The sequence below is a fragment of the Ochrobactrum sp. SFR4 genome (assembly GCF_019730395.1).
In the GTDB taxonomy this organism is placed as follows: Bacteria; Pseudomonadota; Alphaproteobacteria; order Rhizobiales; family Rhizobiaceae; genus Pseudochrobactrum.
The window spans coordinates 67,242-88,606 of the sequence record NZ_JAAPBB010000004.1; the positions used below are offsets into that span (position 1 = coordinate 67,242).

Sequence of the window (21,365 nt, forward strand, 5' to 3'; positions counted from 1 at the left end):
TAATACACCTGCCCGCCTGTTAAGGCTTATAGAAGCGACCGGAGCGCCATGCGTCATCGGTCAAAGTGAAGATAAATTCGCCCTCATCCCTGCCGCGCAAACGGGGGACATAGTTTTCTGAGAACCCGTAAGCTCGGGCGATGCGAAGCATATTTTCGTTGCGCTCTGAAACACGCAGAACGACAAGCTGGTTTTTCAGGCCATCAAAGGCGAAGGACAGCATCGTTTGGGCTGTCCGGCGTGTCAGCCATCGCTTTGAAATAGCGGCGGTTGTTATCTCAATCACACCGCTCTCGGGATGCCAGTTATGGAATAAGCTGCCGCCGATCAGTTCACCGTCTTTGAAATAACCCATAGCAGCATATTTTTCTAAGGCGTGGGCATCATCAAAAACCAGCTTGCAAACGAACTCACCGATTTGCGTGTGTCGCCCTGGCACCGGCTGCCAGCCGTAAACCTGCGTTTCAATCAAGTGACGATATCCGCTGTTTGATAGGTCAAATCCAAACTGATGATTTCAGCGTCCAGAGGAACGATTGAGCCACTTGTGACCTGACAGGAAACAGAAAGCGCATAGCCAGAACCACCGACAGAATTCCACCGGTTATTCATGAAGCTTTCTCGCGTTCCTCCCCATACAGATTGCCCCCAAATAGCTGTTCCCCATTCAGAGGTTGATTCAACACTGGTGGCATTTGGAGCGGTTGGTAGCTCGATATCGTATTCCTGATGCAAATTGACACTCAGTGTCAGCAATGAAGCTGCCCGAATGGTAAACCGTGCCAGCTCACCGATTTTTAGAGAAGCGGGGGCGCCCAAATCCTCAAATAACGGCAGATACGCGCCGGTATATGTATTACCTTTATCGCTGCCGCCAACATTGGCCTTGATAATCTCACCTTCCAGAGATCCGAAATAAAGCTGTCCCTGAAAGACCTCCATGCAGTTCGAAGTCCAGCCGGTGAAGCGCCCCCACTTACCGGTCAACGCATTGGCAGCAAACATAACCGGTGATGAACCGCTCATATGCGGCGGGACAACCAGCACCATCTGACGGTCTGGCCATATCTGGCAATGCCAGCCTTCATTCCCGCGCAATAAAGTGGCTTCATTCCATGCGTCCTCAATCGGATAGGACACCGCTGCAGGTGATAAGGCTGCCACGTCTCTCTGAATTGCCTGAGAAAGCGGTATAAAGCCTGTTGTCGTGGCAATGATAATATCCCCGCCTGCCCTTATCCATGCTTTACGCCCGAGAGGCTTACCGATCCGGTAGACGCCAACCTTTGACCAGTCGGCTGCATCAGATGGATTTGCACCTTGATAGACAGCGATTTCGCCTTCGGTGGTGATAAACACACATTGTTCAGACAAGCCGCCCTGCGCCCCGCTATCAAGCGACCATGTTGCGCCGAAAAGGATTGAGCCACCTTCTTGAAATACACCACCAAGCGGGAATTTTGTAAGTTTTCCACCAACCTGATCGACCGGCAAATACCAGACATCAAGCGTGTCTTTTTGCACAAAGAAAAGCCGGTTCTTATAAGCCCATGTTGTCACCATATCTTCGGGCTTTACATCTGTTACGGTGCTCTCAAACTCCAGCGCTGGCGTTTCAGTGAACGCCTCTCCATCATACACAAAAGGTTTATCAACCCCATTCACTCCACGCAGGAAAATGCCCCCAGCGGTTGCAAACTGAATAACAGACCATTCACCTGATTGCTTGCCGTTGAGTATATTCAGCCCAGCTGTTGAGAACTCACCAAAACGAGCGCCAGTGTCTGTCTCAAGGTCATCGTCCTCAGCAGTAGAGAGCCTCCAATTCCGTGCATTCGGAACAGCCGTGATATTCCAAATTTCATTATCGGTAGCTGCAAAAAGCTTCTGGTTGCCGCCTGACACATATTTGAACAGTGCGCGAACCGGTTTTTTGTCTGTGCCCAGAGTAGCGTAAAGCTCACTGCCACGGCGCAACATCACAGTTGTCGCACTTGGGAAGAAGTTATCCAGAACGGCGGCGGCTTGCGGCAATCCTTCGCCTGCAGGCTGTGCTATATTCCTGTTCGCCACCCAACCACCAACCGGTGAGAGCCAGCGTTTCATTGTCGATGCGCGAGGCTTTCGTGCTGATCTTGGCCACTTCATCCGAGCACCTGCGGATATGCCGGAGAAACATCCAATGAGGTTGTTGTGCGACCAATAGCAAGGATATGAGAGCCTTTGTCTTTGCCTGCTATTTCATTGAAGCGCTTTTCAAACAGTGCTTGATCATCTGTATAGTCCAGCCGTTTTTGATGGCGATAACGCCAGATCAGACCCAGCGTCAGCAAGTCCTCATCAAGCAGAAAGGTATCATCATCCTTTTGAAAGCGCCGCTGTGTTTCACCATTGGCGCTTTTTACAATGTAATTGCTGATGTAATAAAAACGTGCCTTTTCGCCCAAAGACACGATAGGCACGATATGCACCTGACCGCCGAGCATTATCCAACAGCCACCAGCAGAATACCCAACAGGGCTATTCCGGTTCGCCCATGCATCAAGATCATTGATTGGTACATAGCAATTTGCAAATCCATCACCGACCCGTAAACTGGCTTTGATTGGCATCCGGCTATAATCCGCCGGCAATGCAAAACTTTCATCGCTGCCGGTGCCTGTCATTTCAGCGAGCTTTGTAAGGACGCGCCAATCGTGCGAACGCGCAATATCCTGCGCTACATCATTAACCAGTTCGGTCAGTTCATTCTCCAGCACATTGGTTGAAGAAAAGAACACGCTGGGTTTTACGCCCATAATGCGTGATGCAGCACTGCGTAGCGCGTCACTTACAGCCATTTGTTATTCTCCAGCCTGACCGGCATCAAGTTCACGCGCCATTGCCAGCAAGGTTTCACGCTTTGGAGTGCCGCGCACACCTTCACCGGATTTGTCTTTGATGAAGGCTTTCAAGTCTTCGTCTGACATAAGAGCAAACAGGTCTTCATCTTCATTATCCGCAGGCGGAGCCGGTGGAGCATTTGCTTCATTCTTATCAGCCTCAAGCTCTGCAATACGCAGGCGCAACGCCTCATTTTCAGAAGCCAGGGCAACGCTGCCAGCACCTTTGAGCGCGCTATCGATGAAAGCCTGCGCCTGATCTTTAAGGCCGCGGCCACCCTGCCCGAGATTTTTAAGCGGCTGACCATCAAGACCGGCAAGCTGCTCAGCGGTGTAAATTTTGAGCGCTTTCAGCTCCATGCGTTTGGCTTCAGTCAGGAACGGCAATTCTGAAAGCGGAGTGCCATCGGCAATCTGTGCGCGGCCTTCTTTGAAGCGCAGATACTGCTCATTGTATTTCATGGCGTATGTCTGGCGTTCGCTGTTGCCGTTTTCATCTTCTGTCCAACCGGCAAAGGAATGAGCGGGGAATACCGGCTTGTGCTGTTTATCACCGGCAAAATGCAGTTCGCAGACTTCAATATCGCGATACATCGGACGGCCTTCCTTCTTGGATGCTGCCGGATCATGCTGCGCAATGCTTTTGAAAATTGCGGTTTCTTTTAACGACATGGTGTTTCTTTCTGTCTGAGAGAGCGGGAATGAAAAAGGGCGGTGTTACCCGCCCCTTTTTGCTTAAAGTGTTGAGCGTTTCGCGTGAAAGCTCTCACCAGATTTTACAGCCACCGGCACTTTGAAGCCGCCAGCTCCTGCGGTTGCCGCAAAGGTGGTTTCGTTGATCTGTACTTCCGCATCTTTTGCCAGATCAGCTCCGGCTTTGACGTGAATGTAATCGTGGCCATCTGATCCTTTGACCATTGTGCCAAGCGGATAGCTTGGTGCACCAGATGAATTCAGATCCCAATAATATTTATCTGCATGCTGCTCGACGTCAGGGCCGAGCGTTGGGGTAATGCGATGAGACATTGCCTTGACCTTTCCTGAAAAAGAAAAAGGACGGATAAACCGCCCTTAAGTTGCTGTATTGCTGTCGAACAAGCGCCACGAGAACAAAGGGTTGCTGTTTGTTAGCTCACCCATAAAGCCGATGTACTGTGCAATCGCATCCTGATTGATCGGCATAAGGCCATCGCCCGGGAACAGCTTATCGAAGTTGCGGTTCTCATTGTAACGGAAGCGCATACTGTCGGTGTCGAGACCGTACGTGGTATTGGCTGGCATATTGGAACCAATACCGCCGTCCAGCACGATTTCAGCGCGTTTACCGCCACCGATATATTCCAGAGACGAGAAGCCAAGCTTTGCAAGACCGCCCTCTTTGGTGATGCGCTGAATGGCGGTCGTTGCAGCATCGTAGGCTTCATAATGCTCAGGCGACATGAGCAGCAGATCAGCATGGCGTTTACCGCGTGAACGCTGCGTCATGATACGATTCAGCAGTGGCCGGATAGTCTTTTCATCCACCTGAGTACCGATATCAGGGAATGCGGTATGCGCATCAAAAGCACTTGTGCGCCATTTCGGCACCTCTGCGCGATTAATGCCACCGTAAACGCCCTGATCTGGCAGGATTGGAATTGCAGCATTCAGACCGGTGACCGCTTTACCGCCATTGGCAGAGCCATCACCGTGCAATGCGGCATCCATCATGTCAGTGAGGGAGCCTTCCGCCACTTCCAGATAGGATTCCATTGTGTCGAGAAGCTGGTTTTCGCCCTCGTTATTCAGAATTTCCTCATTAGAGAGGGTAATTGGTACAGCCGCCATTTTGGGGGTGAAATAAGCGTCATTGAACAGCTCAATCGGCTTATTCGCCAGAATATCGAAGCCGCTGTACCATTGGCCATCCATCTTATCGATGAGAAGACGTTCGCGGATGCGAGGGCCGGAATAAGTTTTCCAGAGGCCTTTGCTCTTAAGTACAGCAAAGAAAGCATTGCTGTTGGAAACAAGGTCTTGATAACCCTTCGAGCGATCCTCAAGGGCCATCGAAAGAACCTGACGGTAATGGTCAATCTTAGTAACCGGTGCCATGATAGGTTTTCCTGTTATTGGACTTTGCGTAGCGCTTTCTGGAGCGCTTCACGCGGGGATGAAGAAGGCTTTCCTGCTGTGCGAGGGTCTGAGCCTGCCGAAGGTGCGCCGGAGACGGATTTAAGCCCTGCCGGATTGGCTGGGCTTGATGTGTCACGGGTTTGAGCCGTGGGATTCTCTGCGGCCTGTGTGAGAGGCGCTTGAGAGGGATTCATTCTGTCAGCAAGCGCATACGCATCCTGCAATGTGGCTGCGCGCTTACTTTCAAGGAGGAAGGCGATATCGTCAGCCAATTCCTCAATACGGGGGTGATCTTTAGCGAAGCTCTGGATCATTTCATGAGTTTCGCGCAGACGGTTGTCTTGCATGGTTTGCTCAAAAGCAGCTGACCGATTGGTCAGTTCAGTAATTTTGTCATTCATCTGCCGAATAACGGAATCTTGCCGCGATGCGGTGCGATCAGCCGGCATATTCAGATAGCTGGCAGCAACATCACGGAAGCTGACTGGTGTGCCGTCTGGGTTTCGCCACTGCTTATGTGATGCGACATTCGCAATAATCTGCTCAAAAGCCGTAAACGGATCACTGTGCAGCAAGCGCTCAATGCCGGTATAGTTTGCCAGAGCATCTTTTACAGAAGTGCCGTATTGCGTCGCCATCTCATCATATTCGCGGATGGTTTCATATTTTTCATGGCTTTCACGGTACTTGTTAAGGCCATTTTCCAGCTCGGTCAGACTGCGGTTGACCTCTGCGCGAACACTTTCAGGGGTGCTTTCCCATTCCTGCCTTGCTTGTTCATGGAAGCGCTGCGGGGCTTCGAATTTGGTCGGCTTTTGTGCCTCTGGTGTTTGTGCCTGTTCATCTGGCTTCGTTGCTTCAGGGGCGGCTGTGTTCGCTTTAGGCTGCTGTACTTGAGGCTTTGCCTCACTCTTTGCCGGTTCGTTTTGATCGCCCTCTTTGGTGACAGGCTTTTCCGGCTTAACTTCTTGCTTGGTATCGGCAGGAGCTTCTTTCACCTTTGCAAGTGCGCGCTCTACTGCCTCCCGAGGGGATTTGGCAGGTTCCTTTGCTTCAGGCTGTTCTGATGGTGTTTCTGCCTGTTTGTCAGCCACTTGCTGCCCAAGCGGATTGCTGTATGTGTCGGTCGTGCTACCAATTTCGGCAACAGGGGATTGTTCTGCCGGAGCAGCGTTTTCAATTTCCATGATGTTTCCTGTCTGAGAGGTTGTTAAGCGTTCAATTTCGCTTTTGCTTTTTCAAGCGAAGCCCTGATCTCTTTACGATCTACCTTTGGCTTTTCCGGTGTATTGAACCGGCTGCTGTCATTCCCGACTTCAATGCATCCATGCGCCTTTGTAACGGCACGGAACGCGGATTTAGAGCTGTATGACTGGCCAGTGCATGGATGCTCCGTATCCGGCATTTCATCACGGATAACCATCGGCACAGGAAGGTCGGATCTGGCGTTATCGGTTGGGGCTTTCACTTTGCGGTAAACACTCTGACCGTTTTCAAGTGTAATCCATTGGTATGTCATGCGCTTAAAAACCGATAGCCAGCCAATAGAAAGCCAGTGCTAATAGTCCAAATGAGAAATATGCTGCGATAATAGAGGCTGCATAAGCTCGCCAAGATGTATCTTGCGCAACGAACTGGCTAAAACAGGCAAAGAGGCTGGATAGAATTGCAGTATTTCGCGCCCATTCCCCGCCATAGGCTACAATTGAACACAATGCGATTGCCGCAAATAAGCACGCACTGAATGCGTAAATCATTTTTAGGGATGTGCTCATATACCCGCTCCATCTGCTGAAACTGTTGGTTGATTAAGGGCATTAATGCGCTCTTGCTCTCGAATGGCTGCTTCATTGGTTCTGGCAGTCATATCCAGCTGGATACGCTCCATTTCCAAAGCTGTTCTTTGCATGTCCTGATCATGCTTTTGCGCGTCTCGTTGCGCCTGTTGATTGGCAAGCAACATGCGCTGTTCTGTTTCAGAGCGCTTGCTTTCAGCTTCCTGACCTTTTAATGCCATCTCGCCCTGCAGTCTTTGCTGGTCAGCTTGCGCTTTCATCATGGCTTCCTGTCCGCGCATCTGCATTTCTACGCGTTTCAGTTCAAGCTCACCGGCAAGGCGCTTTTGTTCCATTTCGACTTGTTGTTTTGCAGCCTCGGCTTGAGGATTAGGCTGCGGCTGTCCGGCCTTGGATGTCAAAGCCTCAACAAAGGTATCTACCTGACCATTAAGCTCACGGCCTGCGCGATACGGAGCCAATACAAACTTGAGCATAGCACCAGCCAGAGGCGCGGCCTCCGGTGCTGTGCTGACCAGTTGGCCTAAAGCTGCAATGCTCTGAGTAAACACGCCCATAAACTCGTTACGCGCTTCTTTTTCGGCCTGTTCGTCTGGCTGAATAGTGCTGTCTGTTTCAATATCAAGCGTGAATGGCCGGATACGTTGATCACGCAGAACCGCCATTACTTGCTCTATCGTGACTATCGCGGAAAGCTTTGCAATTTCCTGCTGTGCCTGTTGCATAATCTGCTGCTGAGCCTCAGCAAGCATCGCCTGAGCCTGTTCAGGGTTTTGTTGTGCCTGCTCGAGCATTTCAGGATTGCTTTGCGCCTGTTGCGCAATCTCTTGAGATTTTGCCTCAAGCTGCTTTTTAGCGTTTGCTTCAACGCCTTTGATTTTGGCTTTCATCGCTGCATCAGTCGGCAGCTCCATCTGGCACATTTCCTCAATGGTCTTTTGAGAAAAGTTCTCAGCGATGATTTCAGCTGCAATTCGTGCAACATCACGCGCAACACGAACAAGCTCCTGTTGCTTGTCACGGATGCGAACCGAGCCATACTGTGCTTTGATATTCTGCGCTGTGGCCGTCTCGCTGGCCTCTGTCGAGCCACGCATAATGTCAGACAGACCCATGATTTGATAAACATCATCAATGATCTGTTTGCGAAGCGCTACAAGGGCGGTAATCGTCTGAACGATCATATCAACCGGCAGCCAAATGATAGGTGCGCCAGCACCACCGCCAAAAGCCGCCCAATCTGAAATTGGCACCATGATCTTGCGATCATCGTTCAGCTTTAGCGCCGTCTCAACCGCATTGCCCTGCTCACCGGCAGAAGGATAAAAACCTTTCACCTGAATGGCCTCTGACAGCGCGTGGATACGGCGGGTAAGCTCTGCAATTTCCTCAAGCTGATCTTTGTAATAGACCATATCAGGAATAGGAATAAGCGATCGGCGGCGACGTGTGCCGTAAGCAGGTTTCGGACACGGAAAGAAGCCTTCAAGGTTCAAATGCGGCTTATCAACATCGAGCACAACCTCGACGCCGGATGTAACCCAGATCACCTTATTCTCAGTCTTTGACCAGATTTCCCATACACCAGCTTTTTTCAGGCCATCATTTGCTCCGTTTTTTTTATCATCCTTGTGAATGGCATATGCAGCATTCAGATAAGCATCACCGCTTGTTTCAGCAAAACGGGCTTTCATCTCATCCTTGGTTAGCCACGCCCGACCGGCTACCCAACCAACATCTGACCATTTGCGCGCAGGCTCGTGCAGGAAGTCCTTGCGGTCTTTATGCTCAATACAGACCTTTTCTTTCCCATCCTTGCTTTCATAGCGCACCCACGGCGCACCACGCGCAAGAATGGCCAGATCATCGCGCAGTTCGAGCATGACCTCGTTAATGGCCGAAAGGTCAAAGGTTACGACCGTACAGCGCTCAAGCACTTCTGAAGCCGTATCTAATACCAGCTTATTATCCGAAAACTTTGGTACAACAACCGGCACCGGCGGACGTGCATAGATAGACGGCGCAAGCACCTGAATATTCGCCCAGAACAACTGAAAATCTCGGTCACGCTTGGTGCTACCAAGTTTCTCAAGGTCGCCATATAGCTCATCAATTTTATCGGCTTTATCCTGATAAGGCTCAAATACCTTTTCCGCCTGGGCGATAACTTGCAGCCACGCAGTTGCATCTTCTGCATCCGGCAATGCTTCATCGTCTGCCACCCCATCAGGGCGCAGTTCGGAATCGTCAATCATGGATAATCCTTAAATCCTAATCCGGTCTGACCGAGCGTCTATTACCGGTGGAATTTGCCACTGCGTTGCAGTTGGTTCGATTTGCTTAGGCTTCTCTACTTTTGGCTCTGGGGGCTTAATTCCACAGTTTGCCGCGAACTCACCAAAAGCTTCAGCAGCATGGCTGTGTTCATTGTGGTTCGGCCCAAGATAAATGCCGAGTTTTTCATTCACTTTCTTTGCGTATCTGCGAAGGTGCGTAAGGCCGAGCATTACCCGTTTAGACATGTGAAACTCACACATAGGCAGCAAAGCCCGAACGGCACTGATGCGTTCCTCTGGGTTTTGCGCAACCCCTCGTCTGATCTGCCTTAATGGTATCCCAAGGCCGTTGACGATCTGGATACGTGATTTCGCACCAGCACCCCATTCACGATTACCAATATCGTGGGGGAAGAAATGCTGCTGATATTGGAACGCTTTTTCACGATCCAGCTCCAGCATTGCCTCAATGCGGCACTGCAAATCACCGGTATATTCAGGCATTGCGGAAGGAATAATCGCATCCGCGCCAATGTCCGACGATTCATAAAAATCAATAATCCTCACACGGGGCACTTCATCGATGTATCGGATCTGGAAAAACCAGATCGACGTATAATCATCAACGCCCAAATCCCATGAGGTGAAGACTGGAAGTGTCGGAATATGCGGGAAGTACCCCACTCTCCCGTCACGTTCCAAAGCCACTATGTGTTTTGCAAAATATGCCCCAGCACTGATACGCTCATAACCGCCACCCCAAACATGCTCGGCCATTTCAGGGTCTGATGCATAATCAAGGTCTTTTTCTTCAAGCAGTACCTGCGGGAGCCACGGGTTATCGTACCAGTTAACCTCCACGACAATCGCATTATCAGGCCGGTTGCCACCAAAGAAAAACTTATCAACCGCGTCGGTCTCATAACGGGTATTCCATGAGAACCAAATCTCCGAACCTTCCTTACGGATCGTTGGGCGAAGCAAGCGCAATGATTTCTCTGAGAAGGTCTGTGCCTCCTCTACCCATGCAATATCAAAATCCTCAAGAGATTTGATGTTTTCCGCATTATAGGACTGCATGCCCTTGAAAACGATTAGGGAGCCATGCGGCCCCCGTATTTCAGTCTCCAGAACTTCAAAATGTTTACCCAGCCTGAATTTTTGTATCTTCTGGATCAACAGCTCTCTGACTGAATCCTTCATAGTAGCCTGTACCTCACGGATACAGGCAACACGGGTTTTCTTTGCGAAGCACCTTAGAATAATTCGCTCAGCATAAAAGTGAGACTTAGCACCACCGCGCCCACCTCTGGCCGCTTTGTAGCGCGACGGCTGCAGCAATGGTGCCAGCGCACGGGATACATCAACGTTTAGGATCGACAATTGTCACTTGGATAGCGGTAGGAGTGCCATCCTCCCCTTCTGCGCCGGTTAACTGCATCTGTTGCTTATCCCCGTATCGCTTAGGTGCCATCTTTGACATGAGCCATTTGCGTGTATCGATGCGGAGTTTAGCGCGCTGTACGTCTTCCTCGTTCTCAGTATCTGCAATGTCGATGATTTCTTCGGCCATCGCGTCCATCTGAGCTTCACGTGCATGCGCGTACTGCTCCCGAAAGTCCTTGTTATCTGACAGCCAACGAAAAATTGTTGTTTGTCCTGGCATGCTCACATCTTCACAGACAGACCTTAATGACCGACCGGAAGCCACTTCATTGCAAATATATGTGGCTATCTCTTGTGTGAATATGCTCGGCCGACCTGTTCCAACCTTCTGACCGGCTTTAGCCTCAGCCTTGTCGGCTATCTGCTTAACGCGTTCCGATGGAATACTCATGCGGTCACCTTATAGGCTCCAGCCAAAAGCAATGCCGAGAATGAAGACAGCACAGATCATCAATAAAGAATGCCAGCCTGAAAAGCCGACCTCAATATCACGACTGTTTCGGGTGTATTTAATAGCCATCACTTACCCCTTGCTGCGGCTGCAACCCATGCAATGCCAGCGAGAGCCATCCACACGAGACAGAGCATCCCGCTAAAGTGCCAGAATGATTGAAAGGAAAATTCAAGAAAGGTCATTGCTACACCCCGCTTAAGGAGCCACCACCAATAAGACTGCCTTCGTCAACAGGGCGGTCATTCCCGCCAAGTTCATAATTTGCAACTGTTCGGCCTGCGTCGTTCATCACATAAACGGTGCCGCCGGTAATATAAATGCGGACACCATGTTCATTTTCATACGACACAGACATGCCTTCAGAGCTGCACATAGTGGAATGATACTGAGGCTCTTTACCAGAGAACAATGTCTCCCCGTGGCGGTGAATATGTTTGATAGTGAACATCTGCTTCTGCTTTCTTTGCTTCTGAACAATAAAAAACCCCGCCATTGCTGACAGGGTTCAAAAAACTCACGAAAATCGTGGTTTATCTATTGCAATACCACGAAAACCGTGGCATAAAGAATTCACCGAAGCAATAGTGCTTCGGAGGACAAAGGAGCCTACCATGAGTTTTAAACTCAGCTTCCAAGTCCGGTTCGGCAAATGGCGAGTGACAATCACCATTAGCCGCTAAACTGGAGGCCGGAGGGGCTGCAACCTCTCCGGTTTCCAAAAAGAAACATAACTCAAATATACGGTGAAAACAATGACAACCCAAAACAATATTGCTTATTACCGTCATCGTGCCAAAGCTTCTCAGAAGGAAATGGCAACCAATATGCAAGTGCCTTTGCGTACTTATGAAGACATTGAGGCAGGCAAATCTACATTTCGACCTTTACACGAAACAGCGGCTCAAATGGCTTTATTACGTTTGGCTGTTGCCAAGCAGGATGGCACCCTTTTAACTGAAGGCTTGGCAAATCTCATTATCGAAGCTGCCAAACTGATTGAAAAGTAATATCTGGTTCCGCCTCATGGGATCGAACCACGACCGGCGCATTCAAAGTGCGCTGCCCTACCTTTAGGCGAAGGCGGATAACAAAAAAGGCAGCCTTTAAGCTGCCTCTCTCATCTCTGGCTGATTACATGGTTTAGCTCCGTCACTCATCCAGTGCATGACTGTTGCCATCTTATCCAATTTGATACCTGATTTGGGTAGCATTGGCGACACTCTTGACCAGTCAGGGCATTGTAAGGATTGAGCTTTTTTCCAGATGATTGCCGTTATATCAATAATCTGAGCATCTAAACGCCGCTCTGCAGTCCGACTAACACGACCAGTATTTTCACAGAATGAACGGAAAGACCCTACTTTTTTCGGTGCAGCCATGCACATTGCGTACTGCGAGAGGATCAATCGGCGCTCATCATCCTGCACATATTCCGGCATCCAGCTATAAAGAACCTCCTCGGCTCGGCTGATTGCATGACTGCTGGGTATATATCTGGCTCGAATTTCGTTGCGGCCATATCCAGCTGAGTGCCCTCCGATTGTCTCATCCTGATAGGTTGGCCAGAGTGTTTTCATACCAGCTGGGTTTACTCTCCCCACGTTCAGATGCAGCATTGTGTCTGCGGCCTCAATGATCCGCGCTCGAACCACAAAAGACAGCTCCATGATGGTTGCTGCGTTTTCGTTAAGCTGATCAAAGGTCAAGGCGGATTTCTGGTTCATCAAGTATGACCTCCAATTGCTTGTAAATTAAAGTTCTCAATGTCGGCCGTACTGGCCATGGCCGCCGCGCTACAGCCTCACCACGTAAAATACCAAGTGGAACCCTATCAAAGGCATCAAGCGCGTCACCGGCACGTTCTGCCCAATCTGGGCGCTGTATAAGCACATCAGAGATTGCACCGATGGTTTCCGACCATAGCTCGTCTCGATTATTATTGGTCTGCCGGATACAGCGTAAAACAAAGATCAGGTGACCATCACCATAGCTGTTCCGGATTTCGTGCATGGTGCCTCTGGCATGGCTCTGCGCTGCTGCACGGCGGCGATAAATCGGCACCAGCTTAATGCCCAGTCCATCCAGAAGTGTATCAAGTTTTCCTTTCGCCATGCCCCACCATCAGAACATTGCATCGAAAGCAGCTTGCGCGGTTTCTTCCTGCGGAGAGCGGAACACCGTGTATTCCGCATCGAATAATATTTGCGCATCCTGATTGGGTTCGCCACGACGGCGCTTATGATTGATCACAGCGGCTTTGCCGCGACTGGCATCATACTTGCGGATTAACTCGTCTTTGCGTTCTTGGTGCATTTCCTGCGGGATCAGCTCTTTATAGAGCGGTTCTGGCCGGTACAGAGAAAACCAAACATCAAGATTCTGCTTCACACCGCCACCGCCATAGGCATCACCCATCATAGGCCGGATATTGCCTTTGGCTTTCCAGCGGCCTTTCCATTCTTCATTACGCTGGATCAGGATAACGATTGCCACATCAAGCGACTTCGCCAGTGCCTTAAGTCCGCGATACAATGCATTCACACGCTCTGCGAACAACTCATTCGATTTGCCCGGAAGATTGATCATTTTGGCATGATCGATAATGACCAGATCCAGTCCGGCAGAGCGCTTCATCGCTTCCATCTTGATACGAATGTCGGACAGAGTGCAGTCTGAGAACGCCACGATATCAAAAGGAAGATTCATGGACTTCAGTAACTCGGTTTCAATGCTGCCCTGCTCTTTCGTGTTCAGCGAATAGGAATCCAACCGGCCGAGACTGATCCGGCTTGCCTGTGCTGCAGCCTGTAAAGCTGCTTCTTCATCCGTAATTTCAATGGAGAAGAATGCAGACTTAAAACCGGCTGTTGCTGCATGGCGGCACTGTTGCAGGCTAAAGCTGGTTTTGCCGCCACCACTATCAGACATAAAGCCGATCAGGTTGCCGCGGCGTATTTCACCGGCGACCTGTGTAATCTCAGGCAGGAACCAAGGGATAAGCGTGTTCTGCTCAAGACTGGCCTTTGCCACCCGCTCTATGGCTTTCGGTAACAGCACACCATATTTCATGGAACCGGCGCGTTCATCGCCTTCACGAGAGATTTCGGTCAGCCGGTCTGCTGCACCTGCAATCAACTTTGCAGGGCTGGTATCAATCGGCATGGAGACTGTCTGATCAATCAGAGACTGTGCCAGCATATAAATCTGACGGCGTGACCAGACTTCAAGAATACCCCGTCCCCAGTCATAGACGCTCATATTGCCCACAGCTTCACTCGAAAGCCGGATAAGATACTGATACAGGTTCAGTTCATCGCTGATTTTCAATTCGGCATTGATATAAGGCTTGAGCGTTATGGGGTTGGCAGTACGCCCCTCACTGATCATCTTTGCAGCCTTGGCGTAGACATCAGCATGACGCGGGTCTGAAAAATGCTCAGGCCTCAGGAAGCCAGCAACTCGCCAATACGATGTATTATCAAGAAAGATACTGCCAAGCAGATATTGCTCATGCTCAATGGCATCCGGCAGCTTTGGCTCAATGTTTGGCTGATGATAGGTCATGCTGCCGCCCTCATGCTGAGCATCTTAAATACCTGAGTATTTGAGGCTGCAAAGGCGATCCCCACAGCATCGGCCATATCATCATTGGTAACTTTGATTTTTAGTTGGTTGCAGCGGTCACGAGCGGCTTTCTTCCAGTCTTTACGCTGCCAGCCCTTATGTGTTCCGAAACCGAGAAACGCCTTGCGCCATGTCACAGGTGCGATTGTGATAAAAGGTATGCCATACGCTCCGATAATGGCCGAAACGGCACCAGCAAGCTGATTTGAGGAGATAACGGCATTCAGGCCAGAGCCTGCGCCTTCAACTTCCTGCGTTTCTCCCATAAACTTCACAACACGTCTGCCGACAGGCTGTGTGCGAATAGGCTGCTCGAATGCAATAAAATCTGGTTTGTGCTCTTTGATTAAACGAACAAGCGAACGACCAAGAAAAGCTGCTTTATCCTCATAACTTTCACCGGAGCACTTAATTGTTCCAGCAATAATCTTATCAAGGTCGGCATTTGTATCAAGAAGTGCAAATCCGGTCTGCGTGGCCTGATCAAGCCCAAGAATAAGCGCCATCACTCTGCCTCCACGATTGAAATGAGAGAATATATTTCCGCGCCATCCTCAGATCGGGCAATCTTCAAGCCCTCAGCTTTCAGCTGTTGGTTCACGCGGATCAGGCTATTTTGAAACTGGACATAAGCACCAACCGGCTGCGCTTTCGGATTATCAAACCCGCAAGCATGCATAATGCTGTCACGCGCAATCCAGCTGCCGGAATTGGCGCGCATGTAAACGCGTAGGCGATAATCGCGATTGTCTTGCGTTGTATAATCTTCACGAGCGGCCATCATTGTTTGCCCTCGTATAAAATAACCGGCTTTGCCGGAATCAACGGTTTTGCGCCCCAGACATACCAAGCATGATCTTCGGTGCCGGTTGTCGCGCCTTCAAACCACTGGATCCGGTCAACAAGATTAATCTTGGCAAGGAAGCGCGGGTTATCTGCGAACAGGTGTCGGCGGGTTTTACCGAAGTCGAATTTGGCAGTGAGCAGCAAAGCAACCAGACCAGAGCATCGCTCAAGCGCCAGTTGCGCAAACTTTACAGCGTCACGATTTCCCTTCCCGAAAGGCGGATTGGTGACTATCGCCTGAATTGAAGGCTCATTATGTGGTCGATCAATCAGGAAATCATAAATCGCGTCATGTGCTCGGTCGTAGGTCTCAATATCTGACGTTTTAACAAAAGCACCATGCTCACGTAGTACATCCGCCATCAAATGATTACCTGCAGCTGGCTCCCAGACAGACCGGCCAGCAAGTGGAAAATTACGCAGAAGCGCCTCGGTTGCCCAAGGTTCAGTCTGATAAAGGTCATTCTCAACACGGGCATAATTTGAAGCGACAACAGTCATGACTTACCCAAATATCCAGAGGTATAACGGGGTGAGGATCAGAGCGGCGGCCACAAAATAACAGGCCGCCGCAAACATGATCAGCTCAACAACGGAAGGTTGCTCGTTCACGCTGCCTCCTGATCAGGAAAGTCCGGATCAGCATCTTCTTCGGATTCCGAATTGATTTTTTCCATGGCCGATTGCAAGTTATCGCGCATGATTGCCTGTCCGCGATCCCACCCACGCAACCACACCATATCCTCATTGGAACCGGCATCGTGTGGGCTTTTCGGGTCTTTGCCAGCAAGGCCAGCCAGTTCGCCCTCACCTTCAATACGTTCGATTGCCGGTGCACGGTCACGCAACAAATCAGACTGAAAGCCCGGAACAAGATTAAGCCATGTCAGGATTGTGCCTTGATTGAGATAACGATCTGTGACTGTGGCTTTGTCGTCGGCGTTCAGTGCCTTGATTGCAAAATCCAGATCACCCAAAACTACGCCGTCAGCCTGTGCTGTTTTCCCGTCTGCTTTCTTGGCTGTGGCAATCTCGGCCGCCGCTGCGTTATGCGCCATGCGCTTTCGCATATGGTGAAAGAATAGCGCCTTTTCTTCATTCTCGGTCAGCTCTGAATTGTGGCCTGCGGATGCTGTCATTATCGTGTTTCCTTCTTCTGTCGCGGAATTGCTTAAGTTTAAGAAGAGCCATCTCCCATGCTCGTCTGAGCAGGCTTTTGATCAACCTCATGGGGTTCCCTCAGCGATAACCGCTCGGCTCTGTATCGCTCTGCGGCTTCTTCGTTTCGCTGGCACATGGCCTCATATGCCAGCATCAGCTGCCGGTAGGTTGAACCGGCAACGTCTGTCATTTCATGGCATCTGTACCGGAGACGCTTTAGATAACTCTCTGGTACGCCAGTCTTTCTCGCGACACGAAAACGGGCGGCTTCTCTGGTATCTCCAAGGCCTTTAAATTCGGCGTTCTGCAATTCTTCAGCCCAGAACCGAGCGTCTTTGAGAGCGTCGTTGATGAAAGACATTTTGCCTACCTCGGAAACTTTTTTTCCGTACGCGGAAACTCTTTTGTCGGACACGCACAAACCTCACTGTTAAAAAAGGGATGTGCAGATGAAGATTGTGAATGTCCGAAAGGTTGATGGAATGAAAACACCGGTGAAACGCTTGAGAAACAAATTGCCGGTGCAACTCGAACTACCGCTGTCAGGTGACACTACGCTCCGGACTTTCGGTATTTACTGGTGGGAGAAAGGTGACGGTAATCGCCTGAAACCCGCCAATTCTAATGACCCGTTCGCACTGGACGATAATTATTCAGACCAGAATTGAGGCGGGTAAATTACGGGGCTGGCGCGATGGGAGGAGTTGTCGCGCCAGCCCTTTTCCCTGTCAGACAAGCGGGGGCAAAAATGACAGGGAAACTGTGTTAAGCGGCTGCACAACCAAATATATCTGGCCGAAGATCATGGCGGCTAACACCCGTAATTTTCTCGACTTCAATGGTTCTATCAGCAGGAACACGCTTCCATTGCGAAACGGCCTGCGGAGTTATCCCACCAAGAGCCTTCGCTAATGCCGTTGAGCCGCCAGCCTTTTGTTTCGCAAATTCACAAATCTGTTCCATACACGCATGAAAGCATTTCTTTCATCCGATTGCAAGCACTTCTTTCGATGAAAGTTATTCTTTCGAAAGGCATAGTCTCCAGATGAAAGAAGAACACTTAGATTCCACCGCAATAGGTCAGCGCATCAAAGCTCTTCGAAGTGAAAGTTTAGGACTTTCACAGGAAGCTTTTGCGCGCCTCTTAGGCGTAACAAGAGGCGCAGTTGGCAACTGGGAACTCGGCAAAGGTATCAAGTTCGAAAACATTCAAAAAATGGCAGTCATTCTTAATCAACCAGTAGAGTGGATTGCTACAGGACGCGGCCAATTGCCGGGCAATAGTTCCAATGCAGAGCCTTCAGAAAGCAATCCATCCAAACCCCGCCTCGTCTCCAGCTTTGATCCAGATGAAGATGTGTATTCTGGCAACGGCTACTCCCGTGAACACTGGAAGCCACGCACAGCCGGAGCAATACCTGAGCTCGACGTAAAGCTTGGTGCCGGAAACGGAACTATAGGTGAAGTGATCAATCTACCGGTCGGCGATAACAGCGTATCTGGCCACAAGGTAATCCGTGAATGGCTTATTCCAGTTGATTACCTGCAGGATGAAATCAAAGCATCGCCACGCCACAGCACCATCATGGAAGTGATCGGCGATTCAATGCAGCCGACTTATCTGCCCGGTGATCGTGTTATCGTTGATCTGTCACAGGATACGATGAGCGCGGATACCGTCTATGCGATTAGCTATGACGATGAACCGCCCCAGATTAAGCGATTGCAAAAAGTACCGTTCAGCGATCCGAAACAGGTGAAGATAATCTCGGATAATCCAATCCTTGAAACCTTCTCAGTGGAGCTGGATAAGCTGACAATTATCGGGCGCATCTGCGGGCATATTGCGCGAAAATAACATCCACACCGCTAGCGGAATTAGGCCTTGAAAAAACCCAATACAACTACTGCTCGTTGGCATTATTTGCGATCACGCGATCAAAGATCACGCATCTTTCGCATTCGCAGCAAAAGCAAATCCAATTCCTCCATAAACTCGACTAATATTAAAAACGACGCTGAAAGAAAAAACACCACTCCTTCTCATAAAATTAAAGTTAAGGACAAGGTAGTCATTTGGCAGGGTGGCGATTTTGAAGACGCCATTTCTCGCCGACTACCATATACACCACCCAAAGATTTATGCTTAGAAAATAACAATGAAGAAACAACAAGATACCTTGAGGCATTACGCATACTAGGTAACCGTACAATTAGATTCAAAGATAAATTTGTTAAACGTGGAAAGCGTGGACTTCCTCGTATCAAAGGATATACCGATTTTTCAAAATTAGAGAGAATCTCAACAGCTGCAGCAGTCGTTCTAACTGCCGAGTACGATCGAATTGCGAAATTTAACAATGAAATTCCGCCCGCTGTAAATCTTGCGGATTGGAGCGATGCCGTTTTCCTAAAGCTGTTCCAAGTCGGCTTTTTTGAAGTTCTTGGACACGCTCCACCGCAAAAAAATGTTTTACTAAAAGACGGCGACATTCAAACCATGCAAATTATTCGCGCCAAGGATAATGATGAATTAGAACGTGTCGATAGGTCTTTGACCGAACTGGGTAAATTCCTGCAAATACAAGATGAAGTAGTCATTGAGCTGAATACTGTTATATCCGAGGCAATCAGTAATATGATACATCATGCATACCCTAGGGATAACTCTCTAAGTTATCCCCACCTAAAGAGCTTATGGGTTTCCGCCACAGCTAACAGAAAAAACAATACCTTAACGGTTGTCGCTTATGATCAAGGCGCGTCGATACCAATCACATATCCACGAATTGATAGAATTGCCAAAGTTGCACGATATCTCGAAAGGGCGCTCAGACTGGAACCGAAGTTTGAATATCAAAATGATGGGACTTATATTCGTGCAGCAATGCGCTATGGAGGATCGAGAACCGACCAAAGCCATAGAGGTAAAGGATTGCCTCAAATGTTAGATGTTTTAAAACGAATTGGATCTGGCCGAATGAAGGTTTATAGTCGCGGTGGATGGTGTGAAAAAACTCCAAACGGCAAATTTACCTCAGGTAGCACTGCGTGCTCGATAGGTGGAACCCTGATTGAGTGGTCGCTGGAACTAACAGCCGATAAAACAGTTGTAATAGTATGATGATCGATCTCGCAAACGAATTTGGTAAATATCCTGCTGGTAGGTTTCCAACTGATGGCTCCTACAATGGAGAGCTATTTCGTGAAAAATTTCTTAAACCATATTTAAAAACGATAACTGAACAAAGTAGCTCAGAAAAACTAATCATCGATATAGATGGTGTTAGAGCTTTCGGATCCTCATTTATTGAGGAGGCATTTGGCGGGCTTATTCGAGCAGGATTATACACATCATTAGAATTAAACAGACTAATAGAAGTTAAATGCACGAAACCAAACCTTCTCTTTTATAAAGAAATGATACAGCACATAATAAGCATATCCGCCAAATCTGACGAAGAGCAGTGACGTGACGGATAAGATAATATTATCATTATTAAGCGCAGGTATCGGAACTTGCCTAGGTTTTTTATTGCAATATTACCGTGCAGCTCTTTCAGAAGAACTTGTCCTATTAAACGATCACATCAAGGACTTAGAAAAATTTGGTGAGCAAGCTGTAAAATACTGGACAGAAAATTTTAAAAATTTCACTGAGAACCAATCATCTGCTTCACGTGTTATGGCGCTACATTATGGGTGCTTTCACCTATATGAGACCATTATAGAGAATTGCCATGAACGGTCGAAAGAGTACGATCGGTTATCCCAAAAACTATCGCAATTAGCTACTGGAGGCAGCTTCAATTCTGAGCAACATACTCCAGACCCAGAGCGATCTGCAGACATCGTAGCTACACTATCAGAGTTAATCCATATTTTACGCATCTCTAGACCCTACATTATTTCTCCAAAACGCACGGCCCTACAAATCCAGACGCAAATCAACTCAGGAATTTATTCATTTATTTATCCTAAACGCCCTTGGTTGTATTAAGTCTCAATGCTCCCTTATTGATTCCTCTGAAGGACGGTGAGGTAAGGGTTCGAGCTAAAGACCCCCCTACCCCCAGAAAGACAAAAGCCCTCCCAGAGGTAGGGGAACCTGTAGCATGTCCTGAAGGCCGGAGCCGGTAATGGGACAGATGCTAGAACGCCTCTCAGCAGTTCGTCCTCAGTTTCTGGCAGCACCGTAGGACTTTCGACCCCCGCGCTTGTGGCTGCACCAGCAAAGGGAGTTGCACCCTCGTCGCCACTTTCATTGAAAGCACCAAAGACATAACTCCCCATCAAAATGAAAGCAACACTTTCTTTTCACTTGCTTGCAAATGAAAGATATGCTTTCATATCTCCATCAACAGCACGAAGACGCCGCTACGGCTGATCTGCTTTTTAGGATGGGGTTTTATGAAATGAACAAGATTGCTCTGAATGCCGCCGAGCGCATCATGCTCAAAGTCCCGACATTCTCCGGATACGAATATGCTGATCCTCGTTTGATCAATGGCGCAACCTATGCGGACGTCATCAAGGCGGCTGGTGATTACGATGCCATTGAGATTTACCGGTTTGACGAGCAGTCAATGCGCGTGATCGACATTACCGATGAAGTGTCACTGCATTTCACAGGCGATGTTCTGGACAACCCGCCGCTGTGGCTTCGCCATTCTATCAGCTTCGGCAACATCGTTGCAGCTGAGCGCCGCGTAAACCGCGAGTTCTCAACCCATGAGCGCTCATTCGCTCACGTAGCTGTGTGAGG

29 protein-coding genes and 1 tRNA gene are annotated in these 21,365 nt (G+C 49.2%); 7 read left to right on the forward strand and 23 right to left on the reverse strand.

Annotated features, from left to right (window positions below; all coding sequences use genetic code 11):
- Positions 1 to 19 precede the first annotated feature (19 nt).
- From HBA93_RS06215 to HBA93_RS06275, 13 genes are all read right to left on the reverse strand, one after another.
- A complete protein-coding gene (locus HBA93_RS06215) occupies positions 20 to 472 on the reverse strand; it encodes a GNAT family N-acetyltransferase (RefSeq protein WP_286201782.1) in 453 nt (150 codons plus the stop codon).
- Complete coding sequence (locus HBA93_RS06220; protein WP_221722698.1) at positions 469 to 2,106, reverse strand: hypothetical protein; 1,638 nt, start codon at positions 2,104 to 2,106, stop codon at positions 469 to 471. Before HBA93_RS06220 ends, HBA93_RS06215 begins: the two co-directional genes overlap by 4 nt.
- Positions 2,107 to 2,144: 38 nt before the next feature.
- Positions 2,145 to 2,840, reverse strand: coding sequence for a phage adaptor protein (locus HBA93_RS06225; RefSeq protein ID WP_221722699.1), 696 nt, complete (start codon positions 2,838 to 2,840; stop codon positions 2,145 to 2,147).
- 3 nt (positions 2,841 to 2,843) lie between these two features.
- A complete protein-coding gene (locus HBA93_RS06230) occupies positions 2,844 to 3,554 on the reverse strand; it encodes a hypothetical protein (RefSeq protein ID WP_221722700.1) in 711 nt (236 codons plus the stop codon).
- Between the two features lie 63 nt (positions 3,555 to 3,617).
- On the reverse strand, positions 3,618 to 3,908 hold the full coding sequence (locus tag HBA93_RS06235; RefSeq protein WP_221722701.1) for a hypothetical protein: 291 nt from the start codon (positions 3,906 to 3,908) through the stop codon (positions 3,618 to 3,620).
- Positions 3,909 to 3,953: 45 nt separating this feature from the next.
- Positions 3,954 to 4,976 carry a phage major capsid protein gene (locus HBA93_RS06240; protein ID WP_221722702.1) on the reverse strand — a complete coding sequence of 341 codons (1,023 nt, stop codon included), beginning with the start codon at positions 4,974 to 4,976 and terminating at the stop codon, positions 3,954 to 3,956.
- A 14-nt stretch (positions 4,977 to 4,990) separates the two neighbouring features.
- Positions 4,991 to 6,184, reverse strand: a complete 1,194-nt coding sequence (locus HBA93_RS06245; protein WP_221722703.1) for a hypothetical protein — start codon at positions 6,182 to 6,184, stop codon at positions 4,991 to 4,993.
- A gap of 23 nt (positions 6,185 to 6,207) precedes the next feature.
- Positions 6,208 to 6,516: a hypothetical protein gene (locus HBA93_RS06250; RefSeq protein WP_221722704.1), complete on the reverse strand. Its 309-nt coding sequence runs from the start codon at positions 6,514 to 6,516 to the stop codon at positions 6,208 to 6,210.
- A 4-nt stretch (positions 6,517 to 6,520) separates the two neighbouring features.
- The gene (locus HBA93_RS06255) at positions 6,521 to 6,772 is read right to left on the reverse strand and encodes a hypothetical protein (protein ID WP_221722705.1); all 252 of its coding nucleotides are present in this window, start codon (positions 6,770 to 6,772) and stop codon (positions 6,521 to 6,523) included.
- A complete protein-coding gene (locus HBA93_RS06260) occupies positions 6,769 to 9,048 on the reverse strand; it encodes a hypothetical protein (protein ID WP_221722706.1) in 2,280 nt (759 codons plus the stop codon). The genes HBA93_RS06255 and HBA93_RS06260 overlap by 4 nt, the downstream gene beginning before the upstream one ends.
- Before the next feature lie 9 nt (positions 9,049 to 9,057).
- Entirely contained in the window at positions 9,058 to 10,452 is a 1,395-nt protein-coding gene (locus HBA93_RS06265; RefSeq protein ID WP_353619325.1) for a PBSX family phage terminase large subunit, read from the reverse strand.
- Entirely contained in the window at positions 10,433 to 10,906 is a 474-nt protein-coding gene (locus HBA93_RS06270; protein WP_221722708.1) for a terminase small subunit-like protein, read from the reverse strand. Before HBA93_RS06270 ends, HBA93_RS06265 begins: the two co-directional genes overlap by 20 nt.
- Before the next feature lie 247 nt (positions 10,907 to 11,153).
- Entirely contained in the window at positions 11,154 to 11,417 is a 264-nt protein-coding gene (locus HBA93_RS06275) for a hypothetical protein (RefSeq protein WP_221722709.1), read from the reverse strand.
- A gap of 304 nt (positions 11,418 to 11,721) precedes the next feature.
- Between HBA93_RS06275 and HBA93_RS06280 the strand changes: the two genes are divergently transcribed.
- Complete coding sequence (locus HBA93_RS06280; RefSeq protein WP_221722710.1) at positions 11,722 to 11,976, forward strand: XRE family transcriptional regulator; 255 nt, start codon at positions 11,722 to 11,724, stop codon at positions 11,974 to 11,976.
- A 4-nt stretch (positions 11,977 to 11,980) separates the two neighbouring features.
- Here the strand turns inward: HBA93_RS06280 and HBA93_RS06285 are convergent.
- The 9 genes from HBA93_RS06285 to HBA93_RS06325 all read right to left on the reverse strand — a co-directional run bounded on the left by HBA93_RS06285 (position 11,981) and on the right by HBA93_RS06325 (position 16,961).
- A tRNA-Gln gene (locus tag HBA93_RS06285) sits at positions 11,981 to 12,054 on the reverse strand.
- A gap of 18 nt (positions 12,055 to 12,072) precedes the next feature.
- Positions 12,073 to 12,693 (reverse strand): hypothetical protein, encoded by a 621-nt coding sequence (locus HBA93_RS06290; protein WP_221722711.1) that lies wholly within the window; start codon positions 12,691 to 12,693, stop codon positions 12,073 to 12,075.
- Positions 12,665 to 13,081, reverse strand: a complete 417-nt coding sequence (locus tag HBA93_RS06295) for a hypothetical protein (protein ID WP_221722712.1) — start codon at positions 13,079 to 13,081, stop codon at positions 12,665 to 12,667. Before HBA93_RS06295 ends, HBA93_RS06290 begins: the two co-directional genes overlap by 29 nt.
- A 9-nt stretch (positions 13,082 to 13,090) precedes the next feature.
- On the reverse strand, positions 13,091 to 14,533 hold the full coding sequence (locus tag HBA93_RS06300) for a DnaB-like helicase C-terminal domain-containing protein (RefSeq protein ID WP_221722713.1): 1,443 nt from the start codon (positions 14,531 to 14,533) through the stop codon (positions 13,091 to 13,093).
- Positions 14,530 to 15,099: a RuvC family protein gene (locus HBA93_RS06305; RefSeq protein WP_221722714.1), complete on the reverse strand. Its 570-nt coding sequence runs from the start codon at positions 15,097 to 15,099 to the stop codon at positions 14,530 to 14,532. The genes HBA93_RS06300 and HBA93_RS06305 overlap by 4 nt, the downstream gene beginning before the upstream one ends.
- Entirely contained in the window at positions 15,099 to 15,377 is a 279-nt protein-coding gene (locus tag HBA93_RS06310) for a hypothetical protein (protein ID WP_221722715.1), read from the reverse strand. Before HBA93_RS06310 ends, HBA93_RS06305 begins: the two co-directional genes overlap by 1 nt.
- Entirely contained in the window at positions 15,374 to 15,940 is a 567-nt protein-coding gene (locus HBA93_RS06315; protein WP_221722716.1) for a hypothetical protein, read from the reverse strand. The genes HBA93_RS06310 and HBA93_RS06315 overlap by 4 nt, the downstream gene beginning before the upstream one ends.
- Positions 15,941 to 16,047: 107 nt before the next feature.
- Positions 16,048 to 16,578: a hypothetical protein gene (locus HBA93_RS06320; RefSeq protein ID WP_221722717.1), complete on the reverse strand. Its 531-nt coding sequence runs from the start codon at positions 16,576 to 16,578 to the stop codon at positions 16,048 to 16,050.
- Between the two features lie 38 nt (positions 16,579 to 16,616).
- Positions 16,617 to 16,961: a hypothetical protein gene (locus HBA93_RS06325; protein WP_221722718.1), complete on the reverse strand. Its 345-nt coding sequence runs from the start codon at positions 16,959 to 16,961 to the stop codon at positions 16,617 to 16,619.
- A 142-nt stretch (positions 16,962 to 17,103) separates the two neighbouring features.
- Between HBA93_RS06325 and HBA93_RS06330 the strand changes: the two genes are divergently transcribed.
- The gene (locus HBA93_RS06330; protein ID WP_221722719.1) at positions 17,104 to 17,268 is read left to right on the forward strand and encodes a hypothetical protein; all 165 of its coding nucleotides are present in this window, start codon (positions 17,104 to 17,106) and stop codon (positions 17,266 to 17,268) included.
- Positions 17,269 to 17,365: 97 nt separating this feature from the next.
- On the opposite strand, the gene HBA93_RS06335 is transcribed toward HBA93_RS06330, so the two are convergent.
- Complete coding sequence (locus tag HBA93_RS06335) at positions 17,366 to 17,563, reverse strand: transcriptional regulator (protein WP_151159484.1); 198 nt, start codon at positions 17,561 to 17,563, stop codon at positions 17,366 to 17,368.
- An 82-nt stretch (positions 17,564 to 17,645) separates the two neighbouring features.
- Between HBA93_RS06335 and HBA93_RS06340 the strand changes: the two genes are divergently transcribed.
- From HBA93_RS06340 to HBA93_RS06360, 5 genes are all read left to right on the forward strand, one after another.
- Positions 17,646 to 18,458, forward strand: coding sequence for a LexA family transcriptional regulator (locus HBA93_RS06340; RefSeq protein WP_221722720.1), 813 nt, complete (start codon positions 17,646 to 17,648; stop codon positions 18,456 to 18,458).
- A 27-nt stretch (positions 18,459 to 18,485) separates the two neighbouring features.
- A complete protein-coding gene (locus HBA93_RS06345) occupies positions 18,486 to 19,724 on the forward strand; it encodes an ATP-binding protein (RefSeq protein WP_221722721.1) in 1,239 nt (412 codons plus the stop codon).
- The gene (locus HBA93_RS06350) at positions 19,721 to 20,071 is read left to right on the forward strand and encodes an STAS-like domain-containing protein (protein WP_221722722.1); all 351 of its coding nucleotides are present in this window, start codon (positions 19,721 to 19,723) and stop codon (positions 20,069 to 20,071) included. Before HBA93_RS06345 ends, HBA93_RS06350 begins: the two co-directional genes overlap by 4 nt.
- 1 nt (position 20,072) lies before the next feature.
- Positions 20,073 to 20,600 (forward strand): hypothetical protein, encoded by a 528-nt coding sequence (locus tag HBA93_RS06355; RefSeq protein WP_221722723.1) that lies wholly within the window; start codon positions 20,073 to 20,075, stop codon positions 20,598 to 20,600.
- Between the two features lie 415 nt (positions 20,601 to 21,015).
- Entirely contained in the window at positions 21,016 to 21,363 is a 348-nt protein-coding gene (locus tag HBA93_RS06360; RefSeq protein WP_221722724.1) for a hypothetical protein, read from the forward strand.
- The last annotated feature ends 2 nt before the right edge of the window (positions 21,364 to 21,365 follow it).

What these genes read in the sequence shown, in the direction of transcription:
- HBA93_RS06350 (WP_221722722.1), top strand. Translation starts at nt 19,721, where the DNA reads ATGATGATCGATCTCGCAAACGAATTTGGTAAATATCCTGCTGGTAGG.
- HBA93_RS06275 (WP_221722709.1), bottom strand. Translation starts at nt 11,417, where the DNA reads ATGTTCACTATCAAACATATTCACCGCCACGGGGAGACATTGTTCTCT.
- HBA93_RS06245 (WP_221722703.1), bottom strand. Translation starts at nt 6,184, where the DNA reads ATGGAAATTGAAAACGCTGCTCCGGCAGAACAATCCCCTGTTGCCGAA.
- HBA93_RS06280 (WP_221722710.1), top strand. Translation starts at nt 11,722, where the DNA reads ATGACAACCCAAAACAATATTGCTTATTACCGTCATCGTGCCAAAGCT.
- HBA93_RS06235 (WP_221722701.1), bottom strand. Translation starts at nt 3,908, where the DNA reads ATGTCTCATCGCATTACCCCAACGCTCGGCCCTGACGTCGAGCAGCAT.
- HBA93_RS06260 (WP_221722706.1), bottom strand. Translation starts at nt 9,048, where the DNA reads ATGATTGACGATTCCGAACTGCGCCCTGATGGGGTGGCAGACGATGAA.
- HBA93_RS06230 (WP_221722700.1), bottom strand. Translation starts at nt 3,554, where the DNA reads ATGTCGTTAAAAGAAACCGCAATTTTCAAAAGCATTGCGCAGCATGAT.
- HBA93_RS06270 (WP_221722708.1), bottom strand. Translation starts at nt 10,906, where the DNA reads ATGAGTATTCCATCGGAACGCGTTAAGCAGATAGCCGACAAGGCTGAG.
- HBA93_RS06305 (WP_221722714.1), bottom strand. Translation starts at nt 15,099, where the DNA reads ATGGCGCTTATTCTTGGGCTTGATCAGGCCACGCAGACCGGATTTGCA.
- HBA93_RS06340 (WP_221722720.1), top strand. Translation starts at nt 17,646, where the DNA reads ATGAAAGAAGAACACTTAGATTCCACCGCAATAGGTCAGCGCATCAAA.
- HBA93_RS06290 (WP_221722711.1), bottom strand. Translation starts at nt 12,693, where the DNA reads ATGAACCAGAAATCCGCCTTGACCTTTGATCAGCTTAACGAAAACGCA.
- HBA93_RS06225 (WP_221722699.1), bottom strand. Translation starts at nt 2,840, where the DNA reads ATGGCTGTAAGTGACGCGCTACGCAGTGCTGCATCACGCATTATGGGC.
- HBA93_RS06300 (WP_221722713.1), bottom strand. Translation starts at nt 14,533, where the DNA reads ATGACCTATCATCAGCCAAACATTGAGCCAAAGCTGCCGGATGCCATT.
- HBA93_RS06360 (WP_221722724.1), top strand. Translation starts at nt 21,016, where the DNA reads ATGAACAAGATTGCTCTGAATGCCGCCGAGCGCATCATGCTCAAAGTC.
- HBA93_RS06310 (WP_221722715.1), bottom strand. Translation starts at nt 15,377, where the DNA reads ATGATGGCCGCTCGTGAAGATTATACAACGCAAGACAATCGCGATTAT.
- HBA93_RS06295 (WP_221722712.1), bottom strand. Translation starts at nt 13,081, where the DNA reads ATGGCGAAAGGAAAACTTGATACACTTCTGGATGGACTGGGCATTAAG.
- HBA93_RS06315 (WP_221722716.1), bottom strand. Translation starts at nt 15,940, where the DNA reads ATGACTGTTGTCGCTTCAAATTATGCCCGTGTTGAGAATGACCTTTAT.
- HBA93_RS06255 (WP_221722705.1), bottom strand. Translation starts at nt 6,772, where the DNA reads ATGAGCACATCCCTAAAAATGATTTACGCATTCAGTGCGTGCTTATTT.
- HBA93_RS06220 (WP_221722698.1), bottom strand. Translation starts at nt 2,106, where the DNA reads ATGAAACGCTGGCTCTCACCGGTTGGTGGTTGGGTGGCGAACAGGAAT.
- HBA93_RS06250 (WP_221722704.1), bottom strand. Translation starts at nt 6,516, where the DNA reads ATGACATACCAATGGATTACACTTGAAAACGGTCAGAGTGTTTACCGC.
- HBA93_RS06325 (WP_221722718.1), bottom strand. Translation starts at nt 16,961, where the DNA reads ATGTCTTTCATCAACGACGCTCTCAAAGACGCTCGGTTCTGGGCTGAA.
- HBA93_RS06240 (WP_221722702.1), bottom strand. Translation starts at nt 4,976, where the DNA reads ATGGCACCGGTTACTAAGATTGACCATTACCGTCAGGTTCTTTCGATG.
- HBA93_RS06320 (WP_221722717.1), bottom strand. Translation starts at nt 16,578, where the DNA reads ATGACAGCATCCGCAGGCCACAATTCAGAGCTGACCGAGAATGAAGAA.
- HBA93_RS06335 (WP_151159484.1), bottom strand. Translation starts at nt 17,563, where the DNA reads ATGGAACAGATTTGTGAATTTGCGAAACAAAAGGCTGGCGGCTCAACG.